This is a genomic window from Methylomonas sp. TEB (genome assembly GCF_047777895.1).
In the GTDB taxonomy this organism is placed as follows: Bacteria; Pseudomonadota; Gammaproteobacteria; order Methylococcales; family Methylomonadaceae; genus Methylomonas.
Map to the genome: position 1 here is coordinate 804,473 of NZ_CP180476.1, position 18,811 is coordinate 823,283.

Annotated in this window: 13 protein-coding genes; 9 read left to right on the top strand and 4 right to left on the bottom strand. The window is 54.4% G+C overall.

Features of this window, described 5'->3' with window-relative positions; translation table 11 throughout:
- Positions 1 to 267 precede the first annotated feature (267 nt).
- Positions 268 to 5,430 carry a RecQ family ATP-dependent DNA helicase gene (locus tag ACMXD4_RS03660; protein WP_415879891.1) on the top strand — a complete coding sequence of 1,721 codons (5,163 nt, stop codon included), beginning with the start codon at positions 268 to 270 and terminating at the stop codon, positions 5,428 to 5,430.
- 120 nt (positions 5,431 to 5,550) lie between these two features.
- Here the strand turns inward: ACMXD4_RS03660 and gatB are convergent, their stop codons facing one another.
- From gatB to gatC, 4 genes are read right to left on the bottom strand one after another with little or no spacing between them, the layout of a single operon-like run.
- Positions 5,551 to 6,990, bottom strand: a complete 1,440-nt coding sequence (gatB, locus tag ACMXD4_RS03665; RefSeq protein ID WP_415879892.1) for an Asp-tRNA(Asn)/Glu-tRNA(Gln) amidotransferase subunit GatB — start codon at positions 6,988 to 6,990, stop codon at positions 5,551 to 5,553.
- An 18-nt stretch (positions 6,991 to 7,008) separates the two neighbouring features.
- A complete protein-coding gene (locus tag ACMXD4_RS03670; RefSeq protein ID WP_415879893.1) occupies positions 7,009 to 7,611 on the bottom strand; it encodes a Uma2 family endonuclease in 603 nt (200 codons plus the stop codon).
- A 13-nt stretch (positions 7,612 to 7,624) separates the two neighbouring features.
- Positions 7,625 to 9,076: an Asp-tRNA(Asn)/Glu-tRNA(Gln) amidotransferase subunit GatA gene (gene gatA, locus ACMXD4_RS03675; protein ID WP_415879894.1), complete on the bottom strand. Its 1,452-nt coding sequence runs from the start codon at positions 9,074 to 9,076 to the stop codon at positions 7,625 to 7,627.
- An 8-nt stretch (positions 9,077 to 9,084) separates the two neighbouring features.
- Positions 9,085 to 9,372 carry an Asp-tRNA(Asn)/Glu-tRNA(Gln) amidotransferase subunit GatC gene (gatC, locus tag ACMXD4_RS03680; protein ID WP_415879895.1) on the bottom strand — a complete coding sequence of 96 codons (288 nt, stop codon included), beginning with the start codon at positions 9,370 to 9,372 and terminating at the stop codon, positions 9,085 to 9,087.
- Positions 9,373 to 9,486: 114 nt separating this feature from the next.
- On the opposite strand from gatC, the gene ACMXD4_RS03685 reads away from it, so the two are divergent.
- The 8 genes from ACMXD4_RS03685 to ACMXD4_RS03720 all read left to right on the top strand — a co-directional run bounded on the left by ACMXD4_RS03685 (position 9,487) and on the right by ACMXD4_RS03720 (position 18,641).
- On the top strand, positions 9,487 to 10,530 hold the full coding sequence (locus ACMXD4_RS03685; protein WP_020484718.1) for a rod shape-determining protein: 1,044 nt from the start codon (positions 9,487 to 9,489) through the stop codon (positions 10,528 to 10,530).
- Positions 10,531 to 10,711: 181 nt separating this feature from the next.
- Entirely contained in the window at positions 10,712 to 11,608 is an 897-nt protein-coding gene (gene mreC / locus ACMXD4_RS03690; RefSeq protein WP_101052071.1) for a rod shape-determining protein MreC, read from the top strand.
- The gene (gene mreD, locus ACMXD4_RS03695) at positions 11,595 to 12,083 is read left to right on the top strand and encodes a rod shape-determining protein MreD (RefSeq protein ID WP_033156055.1); all 489 of its coding nucleotides are present in this window, start codon (positions 11,595 to 11,597) and stop codon (positions 12,081 to 12,083) included. The genes mreC and mreD overlap by 14 nt, the downstream gene beginning before the upstream one ends.
- A gap of 6 nt (positions 12,084 to 12,089) precedes the next feature.
- A complete protein-coding gene (mrdA, locus tag ACMXD4_RS03700; protein ID WP_101052073.1) occupies positions 12,090 to 13,940 on the top strand; it encodes a penicillin-binding protein 2 in 1,851 nt (616 codons plus the stop codon).
- Positions 13,937 to 15,067 (top strand): rod shape-determining protein RodA, encoded by a 1,131-nt coding sequence (gene rodA, locus ACMXD4_RS03705; RefSeq protein ID WP_033156057.1) that lies wholly within the window; start codon positions 13,937 to 13,939, stop codon positions 15,065 to 15,067. The genes mrdA and rodA overlap by 4 nt, the downstream gene beginning before the upstream one ends.
- 13 nt (positions 15,068 to 15,080) lie before the next feature.
- Positions 15,081 to 16,061: a lytic murein transglycosylase B gene (gene mltB, locus ACMXD4_RS03710; protein WP_415879896.1), complete on the top strand. Its 981-nt coding sequence runs from the start codon at positions 15,081 to 15,083 to the stop codon at positions 16,059 to 16,061.
- Positions 16,062 to 16,180: 119 nt separating this feature from the next.
- The gene (locus tag ACMXD4_RS03715) at positions 16,181 to 17,593 is read left to right on the top strand and encodes an MBOAT family O-acyltransferase (protein ID WP_415879897.1); all 1,413 of its coding nucleotides are present in this window, start codon (positions 16,181 to 16,183) and stop codon (positions 17,591 to 17,593) included.
- Entirely contained in the window at positions 17,568 to 18,641 is a 1,074-nt protein-coding gene (locus tag ACMXD4_RS03720) for a hypothetical protein (protein ID WP_415879898.1), read from the top strand. The genes ACMXD4_RS03715 and ACMXD4_RS03720 overlap by 26 nt, the downstream gene beginning before the upstream one ends.
- Positions 18,642 to 18,811: the final 170 nt, after the last annotated feature.

Below are 18,811 nucleotides of genomic sequence, written 5' to 3' on the forward strand. Positions count from 1 at the left end.
AGGGAGGCTGTAGTACAAAATAAGAGGTGTCATTTCGAATTTGTCTGGTTAAAGTAAGCCGTCTACACCCTCCTTATTGGGAAAAAATCCTGGAAAAGGCAGGATGTCAGTGCGCTTGGTCAAGCTAACCTAGGCAAGACCCGTTTGTTGCGCTATGGTTAAGCTCCATTTCCCCCGGCCCCTATAGCTTCGCGGATAGCGGGTCGGCCGAATAGCACAAAGCGTCGCTAACCTAAACATCCACGTTCATCCCCATTCCCCGACACAATGGCTCAACCACCCGACAGAATCCGAGCCAAATGCCTGTGCATCGACATTGAAACCGCCCGGCAGGATAGCCTAAAGCTGCGGGAGATTGGCGCGTATCGACCGGACACCGATGCCCGTTTGCGTTTATCCGGCAAGGCTGCCGATCTGACACAAAAGCTGGATCACATCAGCGAAGGCGCGGCGTTTGTGTTGGGGCATAACGTGATTGCCTTCGATCAGCCGGCTTTATCCGTGTTGCATCCCGATCTTGCTTTGCACCGCTTGCCTTTGGTCGATACGCTGGAGCTGTCGCCGGTGGCCTTTCCGCAGAATCTTTATCACCGCCTGGTGAAGGACTACAAACTCTGCACCACCACCCGCAACGATCCGGTTCGCGACGCGGAATTGGCTTACGAGCTGTTTCTGGATCAGGCCGAGGCCTTGCGGCAGCGGGTGGCGGAGTATCCGGACGAGGCGCTTTGCCTGCATTTTTTATTGGCGCCGGAAAATGGCAAGGGTGTGGCGAATTTCTTCGCGACCTTGCGCGCGGCGCTAAGGCCGGCGTTGAGCGATGCGCAAGCGGCCTGGCGACGCGCTACCGACGGCAAGGTATGCCGCACCGGACAGCAACACATCGTCAACGACTATTTGCCGGAGCCGGATTGGCACAAGCCGCTGGCTTACGTACTGGCCTGGTTGCGGGTTTCGGGCGGCAATTCCGTACTGCCGCCTTGGGTGAGTTTGGCCTTTCCAAAAACCAGAGAGTTGATCGCCTCCTTGCGCGATGTGCCGTGCGGTGACGCCGAATGTGATTGGTGCAGTGAACAACACGATCTGTCGCAACTGTTGCCGCGCTATTTTCCGGGCATCACGCAGTTTAGGCCGACGCCGACTACCGAGGATGGCAAGTCCCTGCAACAGACTATCGTCGAACACGGCTTTGCCGGCACGCCGACGCTGGCGATTTTACCGACCGGTGGCGGCAAATCGCTGTGTTACCAATTGCCGGCGCTGGCGCGGTTTTACCGCAACGGTAGTCTGACGGTGATCATCTCGCCGCTGCAATCCTTGATGAAGGATCAGGTCGATAACCTGGAAGCGCGCGGCATCACTTGCGCCGGTTACATCAACAGTTTGCTCAACCCCATGGAGCGGCAGGTGATGCTGGATAAGTTGCGGCTGGGCGATTTGGGTCTGATCTTTGTCGCGCCGGAACAATTTCGCAGTAGCGCATTTGCCAAGGCCTTGCTGCATCGGGAAGTCGGCGCCTGGGTGTTCGACGAGGCGCATTGCCTGTCCAAATGGGGCCACGATTTTCGTCCGGATTATTTGTACGTGTCGCGCTTTATCAAGGCCCGGCAAAAGGACAAGCCGTCGCCGGTGTTTTGTTTTACCGCCACCGCCAAGCCGGATGTGGTGCAAGACATTGTCGAGCATTTTCGCAAGCGCCTGGGGATCACATTGGCGTGCTTGAGCGGCGGCGTCAGTCGGGAAAACCTGTTGTACGAAGTGCATGCGGTGCCTGCCCAAGCCAAATATCCGGAAGTGCTGCGTTTGCTGGAACAAAGCTTGCGCGATGAGGGCGGCGCCATCGTGTTTTGCGCCCGGCAGAAGACCGTGGAGGAAATGGCGGAATTTTTGAAACAGGCCGGCCTGGATTGCGGCTACTTTCACGGCGGCATGCAGCCCGAGCAAAAGCGCCAGGTGCAGGAAGCCTTTATCGCCGGCGAGCTGCGGGTGATCGCCGCCACCAATGCCTTTGGTATGGGTGTGGATAAAGCCGATGTGCGGCTGGTGATCCATTTGGATACGCCGGGTTCCTTGGAAAATTATCTCCAGGAAGCCGGCCGGGCAGGGCGCGATCAAGATCTGGCGCGCTGTGTGTTGTTGTATGACGATGCCGATCTGGATGTGCAGTTCCGGCTGTTGCGCAATTCCAGGCTGACGCAACATGATATTGCCGCCATTCTAAAAGCCTTGCGCGGGATTGAACGCAAGGATCGTAGCGAAGGTTCGGTGGTGGTCACCAGTGGCGAAATTTTGTTGGAAATTCCGGATAAGCACGGCATCGATCCCGACGCCGCCGATGCCGACACTAAGGTCCGCATCGCCGTGGCCTGGCTGGAAGAAGCGCGTCTGCTGGAACGCCAGGAAAACCATACCCGGGTGTTTCCGGGCAGCTTGCAAGTGGCCAGTATCGATGAAGCCCGAGTCTTGCTGCAGAAAAAACTGGGGCCGGACGCCGACATCGAGCCGTACATCGTGCTGCTGTCGCAATTGTTTTATAGCGAAGATGACGAAGGCATCAGCACCGACGACTTGATGCTGGCGACCGGTCGCAACTCCCACGAAGTGCAGAGCATGTTGCGGGAGCTGGATCGTTGCAAACTGGTATCCAACGATACCGAAATCGGCGTGACTCTGTACCGAGACCCCGATACCGCCGACAGGCTGGAAGACTTGCGCAAGCTGGAAGACGCCTTGATTGCCAGTCTGCGCGAGGCCGCGCCGGATGCGGATCGCGAGCAATGGCAAATTTTGAACGTGCGCCGGCTATGTGACAGCTTACGCCGCGAGGCTGGCGTGGAATTGACGCCGGACAAATTGACCCGTTTGATGAAGTCGTTCGCCGAAGCCTTTGGCGATGGCACCGGCCTGCGCGGTTTTTTCGCGTTGCGTCCGGCCGGACAGGATAATCGCTATCTGAAATTGCTGCGCAGCTGGCAGGACATCGACACCATCCGCCACAAACGCATGCGGCTGGCTCAGGCGTTGCTGAATTACTTTCTAGCAAAGCGCCAGGGCAATAATCTGCTGGTCACTTGCAAGCAGGGCGATTTGGAAGCGGCTTTGCAAGCCGATCTGACTTTGCAGTATCTGGATGTGCGGGATTGGCAACTGGCCTTGGCGGCGGCGCTGATTTATCTGGACAGCAACGAAGTTTTGCATCTGGCGCGCGGCAAGGCGGTGTTCCGCGCGGCGATGAGCATTCAGCTGAATGCCGAAGCCCGGCGCCGGCAGTTTAAAAAGTCCGACTACGCCGAACTGGCTTTGCATTACAAGGACAAGATTATCCAGGTGCATGTGATGGCCGAATACGCCCGGCTGGCGCTGGGTAAGATTCAGGCGGCGATGGCGTTTATCGTCGATTACTTTGGCATGGATAGACACGAATTCGTGCGCCGCTATTTCGCCGGTCGCCAGGATATTCTGGAAATGGCGACCACCGAAGCCGCGCATAGGCGCATCCTCACAGACTTGCAAAACCCCGAGCAACAGGCCATCGTCGCCGCGCCGCCGGAAGGCAGTCAATTGGTATTGGCCGGCCCCGGCTCCGGCAAGACCAAGGTGATTGTGCACCGGGTGGCCTGGTTGCTGCGGGAATGCATGGTGTTGCCGGAAGACATTATGGTGTTGAGCTATAACCGCTCGGCTGCCGTCGAAATCCGTAAGCGTTTGTGGGCCCTAATCGGCGCCGATGCGGCCGGGGTGACCGTGCAAACCCTGCACAGCCTGGCGATGCGGCTGACCGGCACCAGTTACGCGGTAGCCGCCGAGCATGGCGAGACGGTCGATTTTTCTGCCGTTATCAAAAACGCCACCGCGCTTTTAAAACAAGCGGAGCAGGGCGACGAGCTGGGGCCGGGTATCCAACGCGACCGCTTGTTGTCCGGTTTGCGCTATTTGCTGGTGGATGAATATCAGGACATCAATGCCGACCATTACCAGCTGATTAGCGCGCTGGCCGGTCGGGCGATCAACAGCGAGGAAGACAAATTGTCGTTGTTGGCGGTGGGCGACGATGACCAAAATATTTATGCCTTTGACGGTGCCAATGTGCGCTTCATTAAACAGTTTGCCACGGACTATCAGGCCAAAACCTACTATTTGACTGAAAATTATCGGTCCACCGTGCAGATCATCCATTGTGCAAACCGGGTGATTGCGCCGGCTCGGGAGCGGATGAAAACGCAGCACGCTATCCAAATTAATTACGCGCGCCGGGATGCGGCGGACGGCGGCGAATTTGCCGAACTGGATAGTTTGACGCAAGGCCGGGTACATATCCTGGAAACGCCGGGGCTAATCAATGGGGAAGTCGAAGTGGCGTTGGCCGAGCTGGTGCGGCTGAATCATTTGGCAAACGCGGGCCAAGTCAGCCATTGGGGCCGGTTTGCGGTGATTGCCAGACATTGGGAAACATTGGAGCCTCTGGCCGAATTATGTCGTCTACAAGGGATCCCGGTGAGGCTGCTGCGTGACAGTGCTTTGCTGAATTTGCACGGCACAAGGGAAGGCCACAGCTTACTGGCTTTGTTGAACAAGCTGCGGAGCAAGTCCGGTAAATCCAGAGTATTGCTGCGCTACGGAACCTTGTCGCGCTGGTTTAAGCGCCGCTACCGGCAATCAGTCGATGAGCTGATCGAACATCCTTATCGAGCCATGCTGGCGCAATTCATCATTGCCTCCGAGGCGGTCGCTCCGGGTTGTCAGCATGTGGTTAGCAACGTTGTCGAAGCGCTTTACGAATTCGGTTCCGGTAGCCAGTCCGGGGCAAACGATAGCCGGCACGCCCCATTACTGTTATTGACAGCGCATCGAGCCAAGGGTTTGGAGTTTGACCATGTGCTGATTCTGGACGGCGGCGGCTGGCAGCACAGCAGCGATGACGAGCGACGGCTGTTTTACGTGGCGATGACCCGTGCTCGCAAAACCCTGACTTTGTGCGTCAAGCTGGGCGGGCGGCATGCTTTTATCCGGGACTGCGAGGCGCTTTGCGTTAAAACCCAACCGCAATTCGGTCGAGAATTTCCAGTGCTGGGTCAACGTACTTGGGTGGCTAACCTTGAACAAGTTTGGCTTGATTGGCCGGGATACTATGGGCCGGATAAGCCTATTCATCGGGCGATTGCGGCATTGGAGCTTGGTAGCGAGTTGATATTGCGAACCAGAAGCGATGGGCAAAGCGGCTGGGAACTTGCCGATTTAAACGGCATGGCCGTCACGCGGATGGCCAAGGCTTTTATGCCGCCAGCAGGTAGGATAGTGGCGGTGCGGGTTGCCGCCTTTTCGGTAAGGCATAAAACCGCCGGCGATACCGAAAGTCTGCGTTGCGAGCATTGGGAATTGGTATTGCCGGAAATTCTGTACGTACCGAGTTCAATCGACGGAACGGTCTAAGTTTTTCGGAGCCGCTCCCGTTGTTCCCGTGTAGGCGGGAACCCAGAAAAGTCAAAATTCCGAATCCCCGCCTGCACGGGGATGAAGATTAATTCAGCGATGCTCCGGGAGGCGCCGGCCTTAGCTTTTCAGCTTGGCAATCAACATCTTGTTCACTTCACCCGGGTTGGCCTTGCCTTGGGTTTCTTTCATGATCTGCCCGACCAAAGCCATCAACGCTTTGTCCTTGCCGGCCCGATATTGCTCGACTGGCACCGGGTTGGCGGCTATCACTTTATCGACGATGGCTTCTATCGCACCGCTGTCGGTGATCTGCTTCAAGCCTTCTTTTTCGATGATTTCGTCGGCGCTGTCGGTGCTGTTCCAGAGCTTATCGAATACCTGTTTGGCGGTTTTGCCGGAAATGGTGTTGTCGGCAATGCGTTTGAGCAGGCCGGCCAGGCGCTCGGCATTGACCGGGCAATCGCCGATTTCTAATCCGGCTTTGTTCAATGCGCCCAACACGTCGCCGGTCAGCCAGTTGCCGGCCAGCTTGGCTTCGTCGCCCGAGGCTTTGACGACTGTTTCGTAAAAGTCGGCCAATTCGCGCGACGACGTCAAGGTAGTAGCGCTTTCGTTATCCAGGGCGTATTGCTCGATGAAACGCTGTTTCTTGGCATCCGGCAGTTCTGGTAGCGAGGCGCGAATTTCGGCTTTCAACGCTTCTTCGATCAATACCGGCAGCAAGTCTGGATCGGGGAAGTAACGGTAATCGTTGGCTTCTTCCTTGCTGCGCATCGAGCGGGTTTCGTCCTTGTTGGCGTCGTAGAGGCGGGTTTCCTGAACCACTTTGCCGCCGCCTTCGATCACATCGATCTGCCGCTCGATTTCGTGATTGATGGCTTTTTCAACGAATTTGAAGGAGTTGATGTTCTTGATTTCTGCACGGGTGCCGAATTCGGCTTGGCCTTTCGGGCGCACCGAGACGTTGGCGTCGCAGCGAAACGAGCCTTCCTGCATGTTGCCATCGCAGATTTCCAGGTAGCGCACCAGTTCGTGTAGTTTGCGCATGTAGGCCACGGCTTCCTTGGCGGAGCGCATGTCCGGCTCGGAAACGATTTCCAGCAGGGGTGTGCCGGCGCGGTTCAAGTCGATGCCGGTCAGGCCGTGAAAATCTTCGTGGAGGGATTTGCCGGCGTCCTCTTCCAGATGGGCGCGGGTGATGCCGATGCGTTTGCTGACACCATCGACTTCGATGTCCAGATGGCCATTGCCGACGATAGGCAGTTCGAACTGGCTGATCTGGTAGCCTTTCGGTAAGTCCGGGTAAAAATAGTTTTTGCGGGCGAACACCGAATGCGGGGCAATCTCGGCATCAATCGCCAAGCCAAAGGTGACGGCTTTACGCACGGCGTCTTTATTCAATACGGGCAAAACCCCCGGCAAGCCCAAGTCGACCGCGCAGGCCTGGGTATTGGGTTCCGCGCCGTAAGCGGTGGCGGCACCGGAGAATATTTTCGATTTCGTGGAGAGTTGGGTGTGGATTTCCAGGCCAATGACGGCTTCCCATTGTGAGTTCATTTGTGGTTCCTTTAAAGCTTATTCGGCAAAAACGTCGTTCAAGTCGATTTGCAGGTCGGGGAATAAATAGGGTGTAGCGATTTCGTCGCCGGGGTGCATGGCGTGCAACTGATACTTTTGATTTTGGTCGAGCACGAACTGATACAGGGTTTGTTCGTAGGGGTGCACGATCCAGTATTCAGTGACTGCGCTTTCCTGATACAACTGGAATTTCAACCTTAATTCCCTCTGGCTGTTGCCAGGCGACAAAATCTCGATGATCCAATCCGGCGCGCCGTCACAGCCCTGTTCGGTCAATTTTTCCTTGTCGCAGATGACGCACAAATCCGGCTGCACGACGCTGAACACTTCGCGGTCTTGCAGCAGGGATTTACGCCGATCATAGAGTTTGACGTCGAATGGGGCAACGTACACATTGCAATGCTTGTGCTTGAAATGATTGCCCAAACTGACGGATAAATTTAGCGACACACTTTGGTGTTTCCTGCTAGGCGCCGGCGACATCGCTATGATTTTGCCCTTGATCAACTCGACACTTTCTTCCAGTCGCCAGGTCAGATAATCGGCGTAGCTATAGGTGCCGTTGGGGTCCAGTTGCGACAATTGCGTGATCGGCGCCATCTTGCCTCCCGTGTTATTCGAAACCTTTCGGTATTTGCAAATGCCAATCGGTCGCTTGCTGGTAGCGGTGGCCGACATTCAGCAATTTAGCTTCGCTGAAATAATTGCCTATCACGTGTAAGCCCACAGGTTTGCCGTCCATGAATCCGGCCGGAATCGACATCGCCGGCAAACCCGCCAAGTTGATGGCAATGGTGTAAATATCTTCCAGATACATCTGAATCGGGTCGCTGGTTTTTTCGCCGATTTTGAAGGCGGTGCTTGGTGTGACCGGACCCATCAGTACATCGACTTCGCTCAAAGCGCGTTTGAAATCGTCGCTGATCAGGCGGCGCACTTGCTGGGCTTTCAAATAATAAGCATCGTAATAACCGGCCGATAGTGCGTAGGTGCCCATCAAAATCCGCCGCTTGACTTCGGCACCGAAGGCTTCGCCGCGCGAACGGGTGTAAAGGTCGGTCAAATCGGCCGGATTTTGGCAGCGGTAACCAAAACGCACGCCATCGTAACGCGACAGGTTGGACGAGCATTCGGCCGAGGCAATGACGTAATAGGCCGGAATCGCCAACTGTAGATTCGGCGTGTCCACTTCTTTGACTTCCGCGCCCAGTTTTTGATATTCGGCAACCGCGGCGTGGATGGTGGCGGCTATTTGGCTGTCCAGCTCGGCGCTGAAAAACTGTTTCGGCAGACCGATTTTCAGGCCTTGCAAACTATCGTTCAGGCTGGCGCTATAGTCAGGTACGGGTTGATCGACGCTGGTCGAATCTTTGGGATCGAAGCCGGCCATCACCTGCAAAAGTAAAGCCGCGTCTTCGGCGCTACGCGCCATCGGGCCGCCCTGATCCAAGCTGGAGGCGTAGGCGATCATGCCGTAGCGCGACACGCGGCCGTAAGTCGGTTTCAAGCCGGTGATGCCGCATAGTGCCGCCGGTTGGCGGATGGAGCCGCCGGTGTCTGTGCCGGTTACCGCAGGCGCCAGACGCGCCGCGACAGCCGCCGCCGAGCCGCCGGACGAGCCACCGGGGACGCAATCGGTCGTCCAAGGGTTGCGCACCGGGCCGTAGAAACTGTTTTCGTTGGACGAGCCCATCGCAAACTCGTCCATGTTCAATTTGCCTAGCATCACCGCGCCGGCCCTGTTGAAGTGTTCAACCACCGTGGCATTGTAAGGGGCGATGAAGTTATCCAGCATTTTCGAGCCGCAGCTGGTTTTAGTGCCTAGCGTGCAGAAAATATCTTTTTGGGCGATGGGGATGCCGGCCAATGGTCCAGCATTGCCGCTAGCCAGTAACTGATCGGCCGCCTGGGCCTGTTGCAAGGCATTGTCGGCGTTCACGGTAATAAATGCGTTCAAGTTCTGGTGCTGGTGGGTGCGGGCCAGAAAATGTTGAGTCAGTTCTACGCTGGAGAATGCTTTGCTGCGCAGCCCGGCTGCCAGTTCGGTGAGGGTAAGTTTATGCATAATCGTCCTTAATCGATGACTTTGGGGACCAGGTACAATCCGGCTTCGGTTTGCGGGGCGATGGTTTGGAAATGGTCGCGCTGATTGGTCTCGGTGACGGCGTCATCGCGCAGGCGCTGCATTTGATCCAGCGGATGTGCCATGGGCGTCACGCCGGTCGTGTCTAATTGGCCCATTTGCGTCATTAATTCCAGTACGCCCGATAGGTCTTTTGCATAGTGTTCGACATCTTGTTCCGCAATGCCCAGCCTCGCCAGGTGAGCGATTTTTTTAACGTCATTCGCCGTTAACGACATTCTTGTAACTCCAGGTTTTCTTAGTAAAACTATGATACTTTATATCTTGCTCAAATACCTGCTTGATTGTTAAAGTAGCGGGATTTTCCGTGTGCGCTTAGGGTACTGCATAAAATGTTTAAAAGAATTCGTGGCCTGTTTTCCAATGATTTGTCGATCGATTTGGGTACGGCAAATACGCTGATTTATGTTCCGGGCCAGGGAATCGTACTCAACGAGCCTTCCGTGGTGGCGATTAAAGAAGACAAAATTCGCGGCCAAAAAACCATCGCGGCTATCGGTGCCGACGCCAAAAGCATGTTGGGCCGTACGCCCGGCAATATTACCGCTATTCGGCCGTTGAAAGACGGCGTGATTGCCGACTTTGCGGTCACCGAGCGCATGCTGCGGTTTTTTATCAAAAAAGTCCACGAAAACAAACTGTTGCGGCCCAGTCCGCGGATTCTGATCTGCGTGCCTTGCGGCTCTACGCAAGTGGAACGGCGGGCAATTCGTGAATCGGCGGCCATGGCGGGTGCTAGAGAAGTATATTTGATTGAAGAGCCGATGTCGGCTGCAGTCGGTGCCGGATTGCCGGTGGATACTGCACACGGTTCGATGGTGCTGGATATTGGCGGCGGCACTTCAGAGGTGGCGGTGATTTCCTTGAATGGTATCGTTTATTCGGCGTCGGTCCGAATCGGCGGCGACCGCTTCGACGACGCCATCATCAGCTATGTGCGCCGTAATTACGGCACTTTGATTGGCGAAGCGACTGCCGAAAAAATCAAACATCAAATCGGTGCCGCCTATCCTGGTAGCGAAGTGCGGGAAATGCAGGTCACCGGCCGTAATCTGGCCGAGGGCGTGCCGCGCAGCTTTTCATTGAACAGCAATGAAATTCTGGAAGCCTTGCAAGAACCACTATCCGGCATAGTCAGCGCCGTTAAAGTGGCGTTGGAACAAACCCCGCCGGAACTGGGTGCCGACGTGGCCAGCCGGGGAATCGTGTTGACTGGCGGTGGCGCATTGTTAAAAGATATTGATCGTTTGATTTCCGAAGAAACCGGCTTGCCGGTCTACATTGCCGACGATCCTTTGACTTGCGTAGCCCGCGGCGGCGGCATGGTGTTGGAAATGTTGGACTCTAAAGGTGCTTCAGCGTTTTCTTTGGAATAAACGCTGTACCGAAATATCTCTGAAAGGCCGCTGTGACCGCGTAAAGCGGCTACAGCGGCCTTTTCTACGAATTTATGCCGCTCGGCACATGAACTGCCCATGAGCGGAGCTTGATTGTTCTTGCTGTCGCGTCGATGGGTGCCGGTCTTGCCCGTCGCGTTTTGATTGTTAGAGGTTTGCCATAAAACTCTTATTTGCCAAAGGCCCTTCCCTTAATACCCGCTTACTGGTGGCATTGCTGGTATCAATTTCGATGTTAGTGATTGATTATCGCAGTGAACGCCTGGATCGGCTGCGTTCCTTGTTATCGGTGTTCACTTATCCACTACAGTCGCTGGCCAGTCTGCCGGTCGATTTTTATCAGACCGTGTCCGGAACGGTGATTTCTTTTGTGGAACTGCAAAAAGAAAACCGCCGCTTGAAAGAGGCTCAGTTCGTCAACGATGCGAAATTGTTGAAATTCGCAGCCTTGGAAAAGGAAAACACCCGGCTGCGAATGTTGCTGGAAAACTCCTTTCAGCTGGGCGAACAGGTGCTGGTAGCGGAACTGGTGTCGGTAAAACTGGCGCCTTACGAACACACGGTGGTGGTCAACAAAGGCTCGCGTTTTGGCGTGCATCCGGAACAGCCTGTTTTGGATGCCAACGGCATCGTCGGCCAAGTGGTGCGGGCATTACCGTCCAGCTCGGAAGTGATGCTGATCACCGATCCCGACCATGCCGTCCCGGTACAGGTTAACCGCAACGGTTTGCGTACCATCGCTTTCGGCACCGGCCAGCCCAATCGCCTGCATTTGCCGTTTCTTGCCAATAACGCGGACATCGTGCCGGGTGATTTGCTGGTTACCTCCGGGCTGGGCGGGGTATTTCCGGCCGGTTATCCGGTCGCGGTAGTGGATAAATTCGAAGCCAGGCCGGACAAATCCTTTGCCAATATTTACGCCACGCCCAAGGCGGAATTGGATAAAAGCCGCGAGTTTTTGATCGTCTGGAGTCATTCCACGCCGGTGGTGTTAGGCGAGCAGGGTAAAGCGCCAGCCGAGCCGGAAGCCAAGGAAGCCGAGCATGTCGCGCCTTGATTTTGCCGCCACCGTTTACTTCATCGTTACCATAGGCGCGGCAATGGTGCTGCGGGTAATGTCACTGTTTCCCAGTATGGATGTATTCAATCCGGACTGGATTGTATTGGTGTTAATTTATTGGTCCATTGCCTTGCCGGAACGGTTTGGCGTATTCAGCGCTTGGTCGATAGGTTTGTTGACTGACGTATTAACTGGCCGTTTGCTGGGGCAGTATGCCTTGATTTATGCGCTGATTTGCTATTTCAGTATCAACGAGCATCGGCGTTTGCGGCAATTTCCGATGGTGCAGCAATGCTTGTTTGTGTTTTTGTGCTTGTTTGCATCGCAGAGCATTATTTTCGGCACCGAAAGCATGCAAGCCGGCAATCGCCTATCCCTGGCGTTTTGGTATCCGGTGTTATCCGGCACCTTGGTGTGGCCGCTGGTGTTTGTGGTGCTGCGTTATATCCGGGTAATGGCACGCATCGTCTAACGGAGCATGGATAGAAAATTCGCCATTAAAGACCCGCTCGCCGAAAGTCGCTTATTTTTAAGCCGCATCGTCGCGGCGTTTATCTTGATCCTGTTTTTGATCGCCGGTTTGGTTACCCGTTTGGTGTATTTGCAGGTGGTTGGCCACGAGCACTACGCAACCTTATCCAAGGACAACCGCATCAAGATTTCGCCCTTGCCACCCACCCGTGGCGTGATTTACGACCGCAAGGGCCGGATGCTCGCAGAAAACGTGCCCACCTACAGTTTGGAACTGATCCCGGAGCAGATCGAAAATCTTGACGACACCCTAGTCAGGCTACAGAAGCTGCTGGACATTTCCGAAGAAAAAATCGATCTGTTTCAAAAGCAGCGTAAGCGCAACAAATCCTTCACCAGTACGCCGTTGCTGCAGAATCTCAGCGACGAGGAAGTCGCTAAATTTGCCGTGGTCAGGCCGTATTTCCCCGGTGTCGATGTCTACGCCCGCTTGGTGCGCCATTATCCTTACGGCGACTTGGCTTCTCATGTAGTCGGCTATGTCGGTCGGATTAACGAGAAGGAAATGCAAACTTTGCCGCTGGCCAAATATCGCGGTACCAACCACATCGGCAAAACCGGCATCGAAAAAACCTATGAAGAGCATTTGCTGGGCACCGCCGGCTACGAGGAAATAGAAACTAACGCTCAGGCCAGGGCCGTCAACACAGTAGCGACGGTGGAGCCGGTGGCAGGTTCCAACATCTATTTGACGCTGGACATCGATTTACAAAAAATCGCCTACGATGCCTTGTCGGAATACAACGGCGCGGCGGTGGCGATTGAAATCAAAACCGGCGGGGTGCTGGTGTTTGCCAGCCGGCCCGGTTTTGACCCCAATCCATTTGTTTCGGGAATTTCCGGCAAAGAATACAAAGCCTTGCAGGATTCGCCGGATCAGCCTTTATACAACCGGGCCTTGCGCGGCCAGTATCCGCCGGGTTCCACCGTCAAGCCGTTTCTAGGCTTGGCCGGTCTGGAATATGGCGTCACCGATTTTAACCACCGTTTGTTCTGTCCGGGTTATTACAAGCTGCCGAATGTCGATCACAAGTATCGCGACTGGAAAAAGTGGGGGCACGGCATGGTGGATATGAACGAGGCGATTACCCAGTCTTGCGACGTGTATTTTTACGACCTGGCCTTAGCATTGGGTATCGATAAGATGCACGACTTTATGGACAAATTCAGTTTCGGTCGAAAAACCGGGATCGATTTGGTTGGCGAAGTCGATGGTTTGATGCCGTCCAAAGAATGGAAAAAACATTACCGTAGCCAGGCGTGGTTTCCGGGCGAAACGCTGATTACCGGGATCGGCCAGGGTTACACGCAAGCCACGCCGCTGCAGTTGGCTCACGCTACTGCTACGCTGGCTAACTACGGCAAAGTGATCACACCGCATTTGGTGCACAGTATTATCAGCGCTGATTACGCCGACATGATAGGCGGTAAAGCCGATGCGCTAATTCCGCTGAAAACCCAAAACGTCGATAACATCATCAAAGGCATGACCAATGTGGTACACGGAGCTAGAGGGACAGCCGGCCGCTTGGCCAAGGCCATTACCTATCAAATTGCCGGCAAGACCGGCACCGCGCAAGTGTTTACCATCAAGCAGGAAGAGAAATACAACGAAGACGCCATCGATTTTAAAATGCGCGACCATGCTTTGTTCATAGCCTTTGCGCCGGTGCACGACCCGCAAATTGCGGTGGCGATTATCGCCGAGCACGGCGGCCACGGCGGCTCGGTAGCGGCGCCGATTGCCGGCGAAATTATCGATGCCTATCTGAATCAAAAAAAGGAGCCGCAGCCATGAGAACCGAAATGCGCAATGAGCAGTTTCAGCCGCCATCGCTGCTGGGTAATTTACTCAGAAAGCTGCATATCGACATCCCGTTGTTTATCGGGCTGTTGCTGATTTGCGCGACCAGTTTTGTGATCTTATACAGCGCTGGCGGGCAAGAAGTGCCCTTGTTGATTCGGCATGCCACCCGCATGGGCTTTGCCATTTTATTGATGATCGTTTTGGCGCATATCAACCCGCGCCGCTTCCAGAGTTTTTCGGTGGCCTTGTTCTCGATTTGCGTGTTGTTGTTACTGGCAGTGGCGGTAATGGGACAGATCAGTATGGGGGCGCAGCGTTGGTTGGATCTGGGTTTCTTTCGTTTTCAACCGTCGGAATTCACCAAAATCAGTGCGCCGATGATGGTGGCCTGGTATCTCTCGGAACGGGCCTTGCCGCCCAAACCCAAGCATGTGTTGGGTGCGGCGACGCTGTTGATAGTGCCGGTTTTGCTGATCGCGAAGCAGCCGGATTTGGGAACCTCCTTGCTGGTTGCCAGTTCCGGGGCGGCGGTGTTGTTCTTCGCCGGCTTGTCGTGGTGGTTCATGCTAGGCATTGTGGCTTTACTGGCGTCGTTGACCCCGGTGTTGTGGCATTTCATGCGCGACTATCAGCGCAACCGCGTATTGACGTTTATGAATCCGGAAGCGGACCCCATGGGCGCCGGTTACCATATCATTCAATCCAAGATTGCCATCGGTTCCGGCGGCATCAACGGCAAGGGCTGGTTGGGCAGTAGTCAGGCGGAACTGGATTTTTTACCGGAAAGCTCCACGGACTTTATCTTTGCGGTGTTTGCCGAGGAGTTTGGCTTGTTCGGCTGCGTCGGGCTGCTGGTTTTGTATCTGCTGGTCATCAGCCGGTGTTTCTACATTGCCGTGCAAGCCCAGGATACCTACTCGCGCTTGTTAGCAGGCAGTTTGGCCTTTACTTTTTTTGTCTACGTTTTTGTGAATATCGGCATGGTGATCGGCGTGCTGCCGGTGGTCGGCGTGCCGCTACCGTTGATTAGCTATGGCGGCACCTCGATGGTGACGCTGATGGCCGGCTTCGGTATTCTGATGTCCATCCATACCCACCGTAAATTACTACCTGTTTAATTGGCTTATGAAAATGAATAAAAACCTATCAGCTTGGCTGTTGGCCGCCACGTTGTTCGCTGCCGGTTCGGCATCGGCTGAAATCGCCGAAACCGACAGCTTCAAACAGTTTATCCACAACATGGTCAAGCAGCAGCATTTCAACGAAGCTGAATTGCGGAATTTGTTCAAGGCCGTGCAAATCCACCAGCCGATTTTGGATGCGATGTCCAAACCGGCGGAAGGCAAACCCTGGTTTCAGTATCGCGAGATATTCATGACCGAGGCGCGGATCGCCGGCGGTGTGCAGTTTTGGAAGGACAACGAAGCGGCTTTGAAAGCGGTGGAAAGCCAATACGGTGTGCCGGCGGAAATCATCATCGCCATCATCGGCGTGGAAACCAAATACGGCGCGCATACCGGCAAATATCGGGTGATCGATGCGCTGGCTACCCTGGGTTTTGCCTATCCGCCGCGCAGCGAATTCTTCCTGAAGGAACTGGAGCAATTTCTGGTGCTGGCCCGCGAAGAGCACATGGACCCTCTGCAACCCATGGGGTCTTACGCCGGGGCGATGGGGCTGCCGCAATTCATGCCCAGCAGTTTTCGCGGTTATGCCAAGGATTTTGATCTGGACGGCAAACGGAATATCTGGACCAACAGCTCAGATGCGATTGCCAGTGTGGCTAATTATTTTGTACGCAACCAGTGGCAACCGGGCGGGGCTGTCGCTTACCCGGTTAGTGCCCGTGGCGAAGCCTATCGGCAAGCATTGAGCAAGGGCGTCAAGCCGGATACGAATGTCGGCGAATTGCGTCGTTTAGGCGTGGATATTCCTACGCAATTGGCCGCCAGCGAAACCGTCAAACTGTTGGCTTACCAGCAACAGGTGGGGGAAGATTTATGGGTGGGCTTGCATAACTTTTATGTCATCACCCGCTATAACCACAGCCCGCTTTACGCTATGGCGGTGTATCAACTCAGCCAGGCCATTGCCGCCCGTAAGGCTTCGTAAGCGTGATTGCCATTGTTGGACTATTCTTGTCCGGCACTGGCAAATACAAGCTTGCCAGCGCGTCCATCTGACTTTACACGGCCGATTCTGTCGGCCCTGTTTCAACTGGCAGCCGGCCTATGCAATTTGATTCGTTTTTATTTCTGATTTTTTGGCTAGTCGTTTTAGCCCTGCATTATTCGATACGTAATTGGCGAGCTCAGAAAATCGTTCTATTGATCGCCAGTTATTTGTTCTACGCCGCCTGGAATCCGCCATTCGTGGTGCTGTTATGGATTTCCACCACCGTAGACTTTTTTTTGGCCAAAACCATGGCGGCGGCAAAAAGCCAGGAACGGCGCAAAGGTTTGCTGACGATTAGTTTGTTGGTGAATCTTGGTTTTCTGGGTTTTTTCAAATACGCGGATTTCTTGAATCAAAGTTTTGCCGGTTTGCTCGGATTGGCCGGAATAAATTATCAACCACTGCCTTTGGGCATTGTGTTGCCGATCGGTATTTCCTTTTACACTTTCCAAACCTTGTCCTACACGCTGGACGTTTATCAACGCAAAACGCCCGCCGAAACCAGCTTTCTGGATTTTTCCTTGTTTGTGACCTTTTTTCCGCAACTGGTAGCCGGGCCAATTGTCCGCGCACCCCAGTTTCTGCCCCAGTGTAAAGCCCCGCAAAAAGCCACTAGCGAGCAATTCGTTTGGGGGCTGACGCTATTTTTATTCGGAATTTTCGCCAAAGCCATTTTGGCCGACACTGCCTTAGCGCCGGTAGTCGATCAGATTTACGCGACGCCCAGTGCGTTTTCCGCGCAGGATGTTTGGCTGGGTGTGTTGGCGTTTTCCGGGCAAATCTTTTTCGACTTTGCAGGCTACTCCTTATACGCCATCGGTGCTGCGCTGACTTTGGGTTTTAGCCTGCCCGATAATTTTCATTGTCCTTATGGCGCGCTGGGCTTTTCGGATTTTTGGAAGCGCTGGCATATCTCGCTGTCCAGCTGGTTACGGGATTACCTGTATTTTAGTCTCGGCGGCAGCAGAGGTAAGCCCGTTAGGACCGTCTTCAATCTGGTATTGGTGATGATCTTGGGTGGACTATGGCATGGTGCGGCCTGGACTTTTGCGGTATGGGGATGTTTGCACGGATTGTTTTTAGTGGTCGAACACGGCATCAAGCAAGTCACGTCTTATCGTCCGCTTGGGCTTGCGCCAAAACTGGTGCTGATTGTGCTGACCTTTTTGCTGGTGTCGCTGACCTGGATTCCGTTTCGTGCGCAAGGCTTCGACAACTTAGCGGCAATATTAGGGGCACTGACCAATACCACGGGCAGTAGTGAATTGGGGATGCTCAGCCGGATTGTCGTCGTGACCGTCATGGCAACAACGTTGATTTGGCATATCGCCAGCCGGGACATCAGGCTTGAACAACGATTCGACAGTTTTTCGCCCATGGTCAAAACCAGCCTCGTCGCCTTGTTGATGGTTTGTGTGGGTATTTTTTCTACGGGTGATAGTCGTGCATTCATATACTTCCAATTCTAGTGATCGTTTGCCCCAGCAAGCCCTTAAACGCAGCGTTCTGGCGGGGATGGCGATTGCCGTGCTGCTGTTGACGGTTGTCGAGCTGAGGTTACGGCAAATCGGCTTTCAGCCCACTGTGCAGGACAGCAAGGAGTTATGGGCCACCGAACGCACTAAAGCCGCGTTGCTGGGTAAGCAGGCCCTGATCCTGGTCGGCGACTCGCGCATGCAACTGGATATGGATCTGGATGTATTGGCCGCCGCAACCGGCTTAACCCCAGTGCAACTGGCGATAGACGGTTCGGAGTTCTTGCCGGTGTTGGCTGATTTGGCCGCCGATGACAGTATTACCGGTACCGTACTGGTGTCCGGCGATGTCTGGAAATTGGTGGAAAAATCGCAGACCGACCGTGCCAACGAATGGATAGATTTTTATCATCGGGAATATAAAGCCTTGGTGGCGCCCAAGCTGGAAACGCTATTGAAAAGCCGGGTGCAACAATGGTCTGCGTTATACGCCAGCGGCATGCCGGCCAGCGATTTGTTGATACGGCTGATTACGCCGGGCAAAGTCAGGCCGCTTTATCTCAGTACCAAGCCTAATCGGCAGCGCGATGCTGATTATCAATTGGTCGATCAGCCGATGTTTTATATTCAAAGAGTGTTGCGCAACCTTGGGCAAACGGTCGATCTCGCTAAAGTCGCTTCGCAAGCCGATTTCGAACGTCTGGTGATTGACGCTTTGCAACAATCGGCACCGACCCATTACGCGCCGGAGCAGTTTTTCTACGTCAATCGCCTGACAGACCGGATTTTGGAGCGGGGCGGCAAAATCGCCTTTATCAATTTCCCGATGGCAGGATTGATTTTCGCCATTGATGAGCATAGAAGCCCACGTGAATTTGGTTGGGATGTATTTGCCGCTCATAGCCGAGCAATAACTTTTAATTCGCAGGATTATCCGGCGTTAAACTTTGCATTGCCGGACGGCTCGCATTTGGATATGCGAGATAAACAGGCATTTACCACACAGCTGGTTTCGGGATTAAAAGCTAAAGCGGTTTTTTGAAATCGCCTATACATAAGAGCGATTACTAACCCCGTCCTTAAATTCTTTGCGGCCGGCATTCCCAAAGCGGGAATCTATTGCCGCGATTGAAATTCCACTTGCGCGGGAGTGACGAGATTTAAGGGCCGGATAGCAAGCTTTGGCGCAGGCAATGTAACGATGAGGCAAAT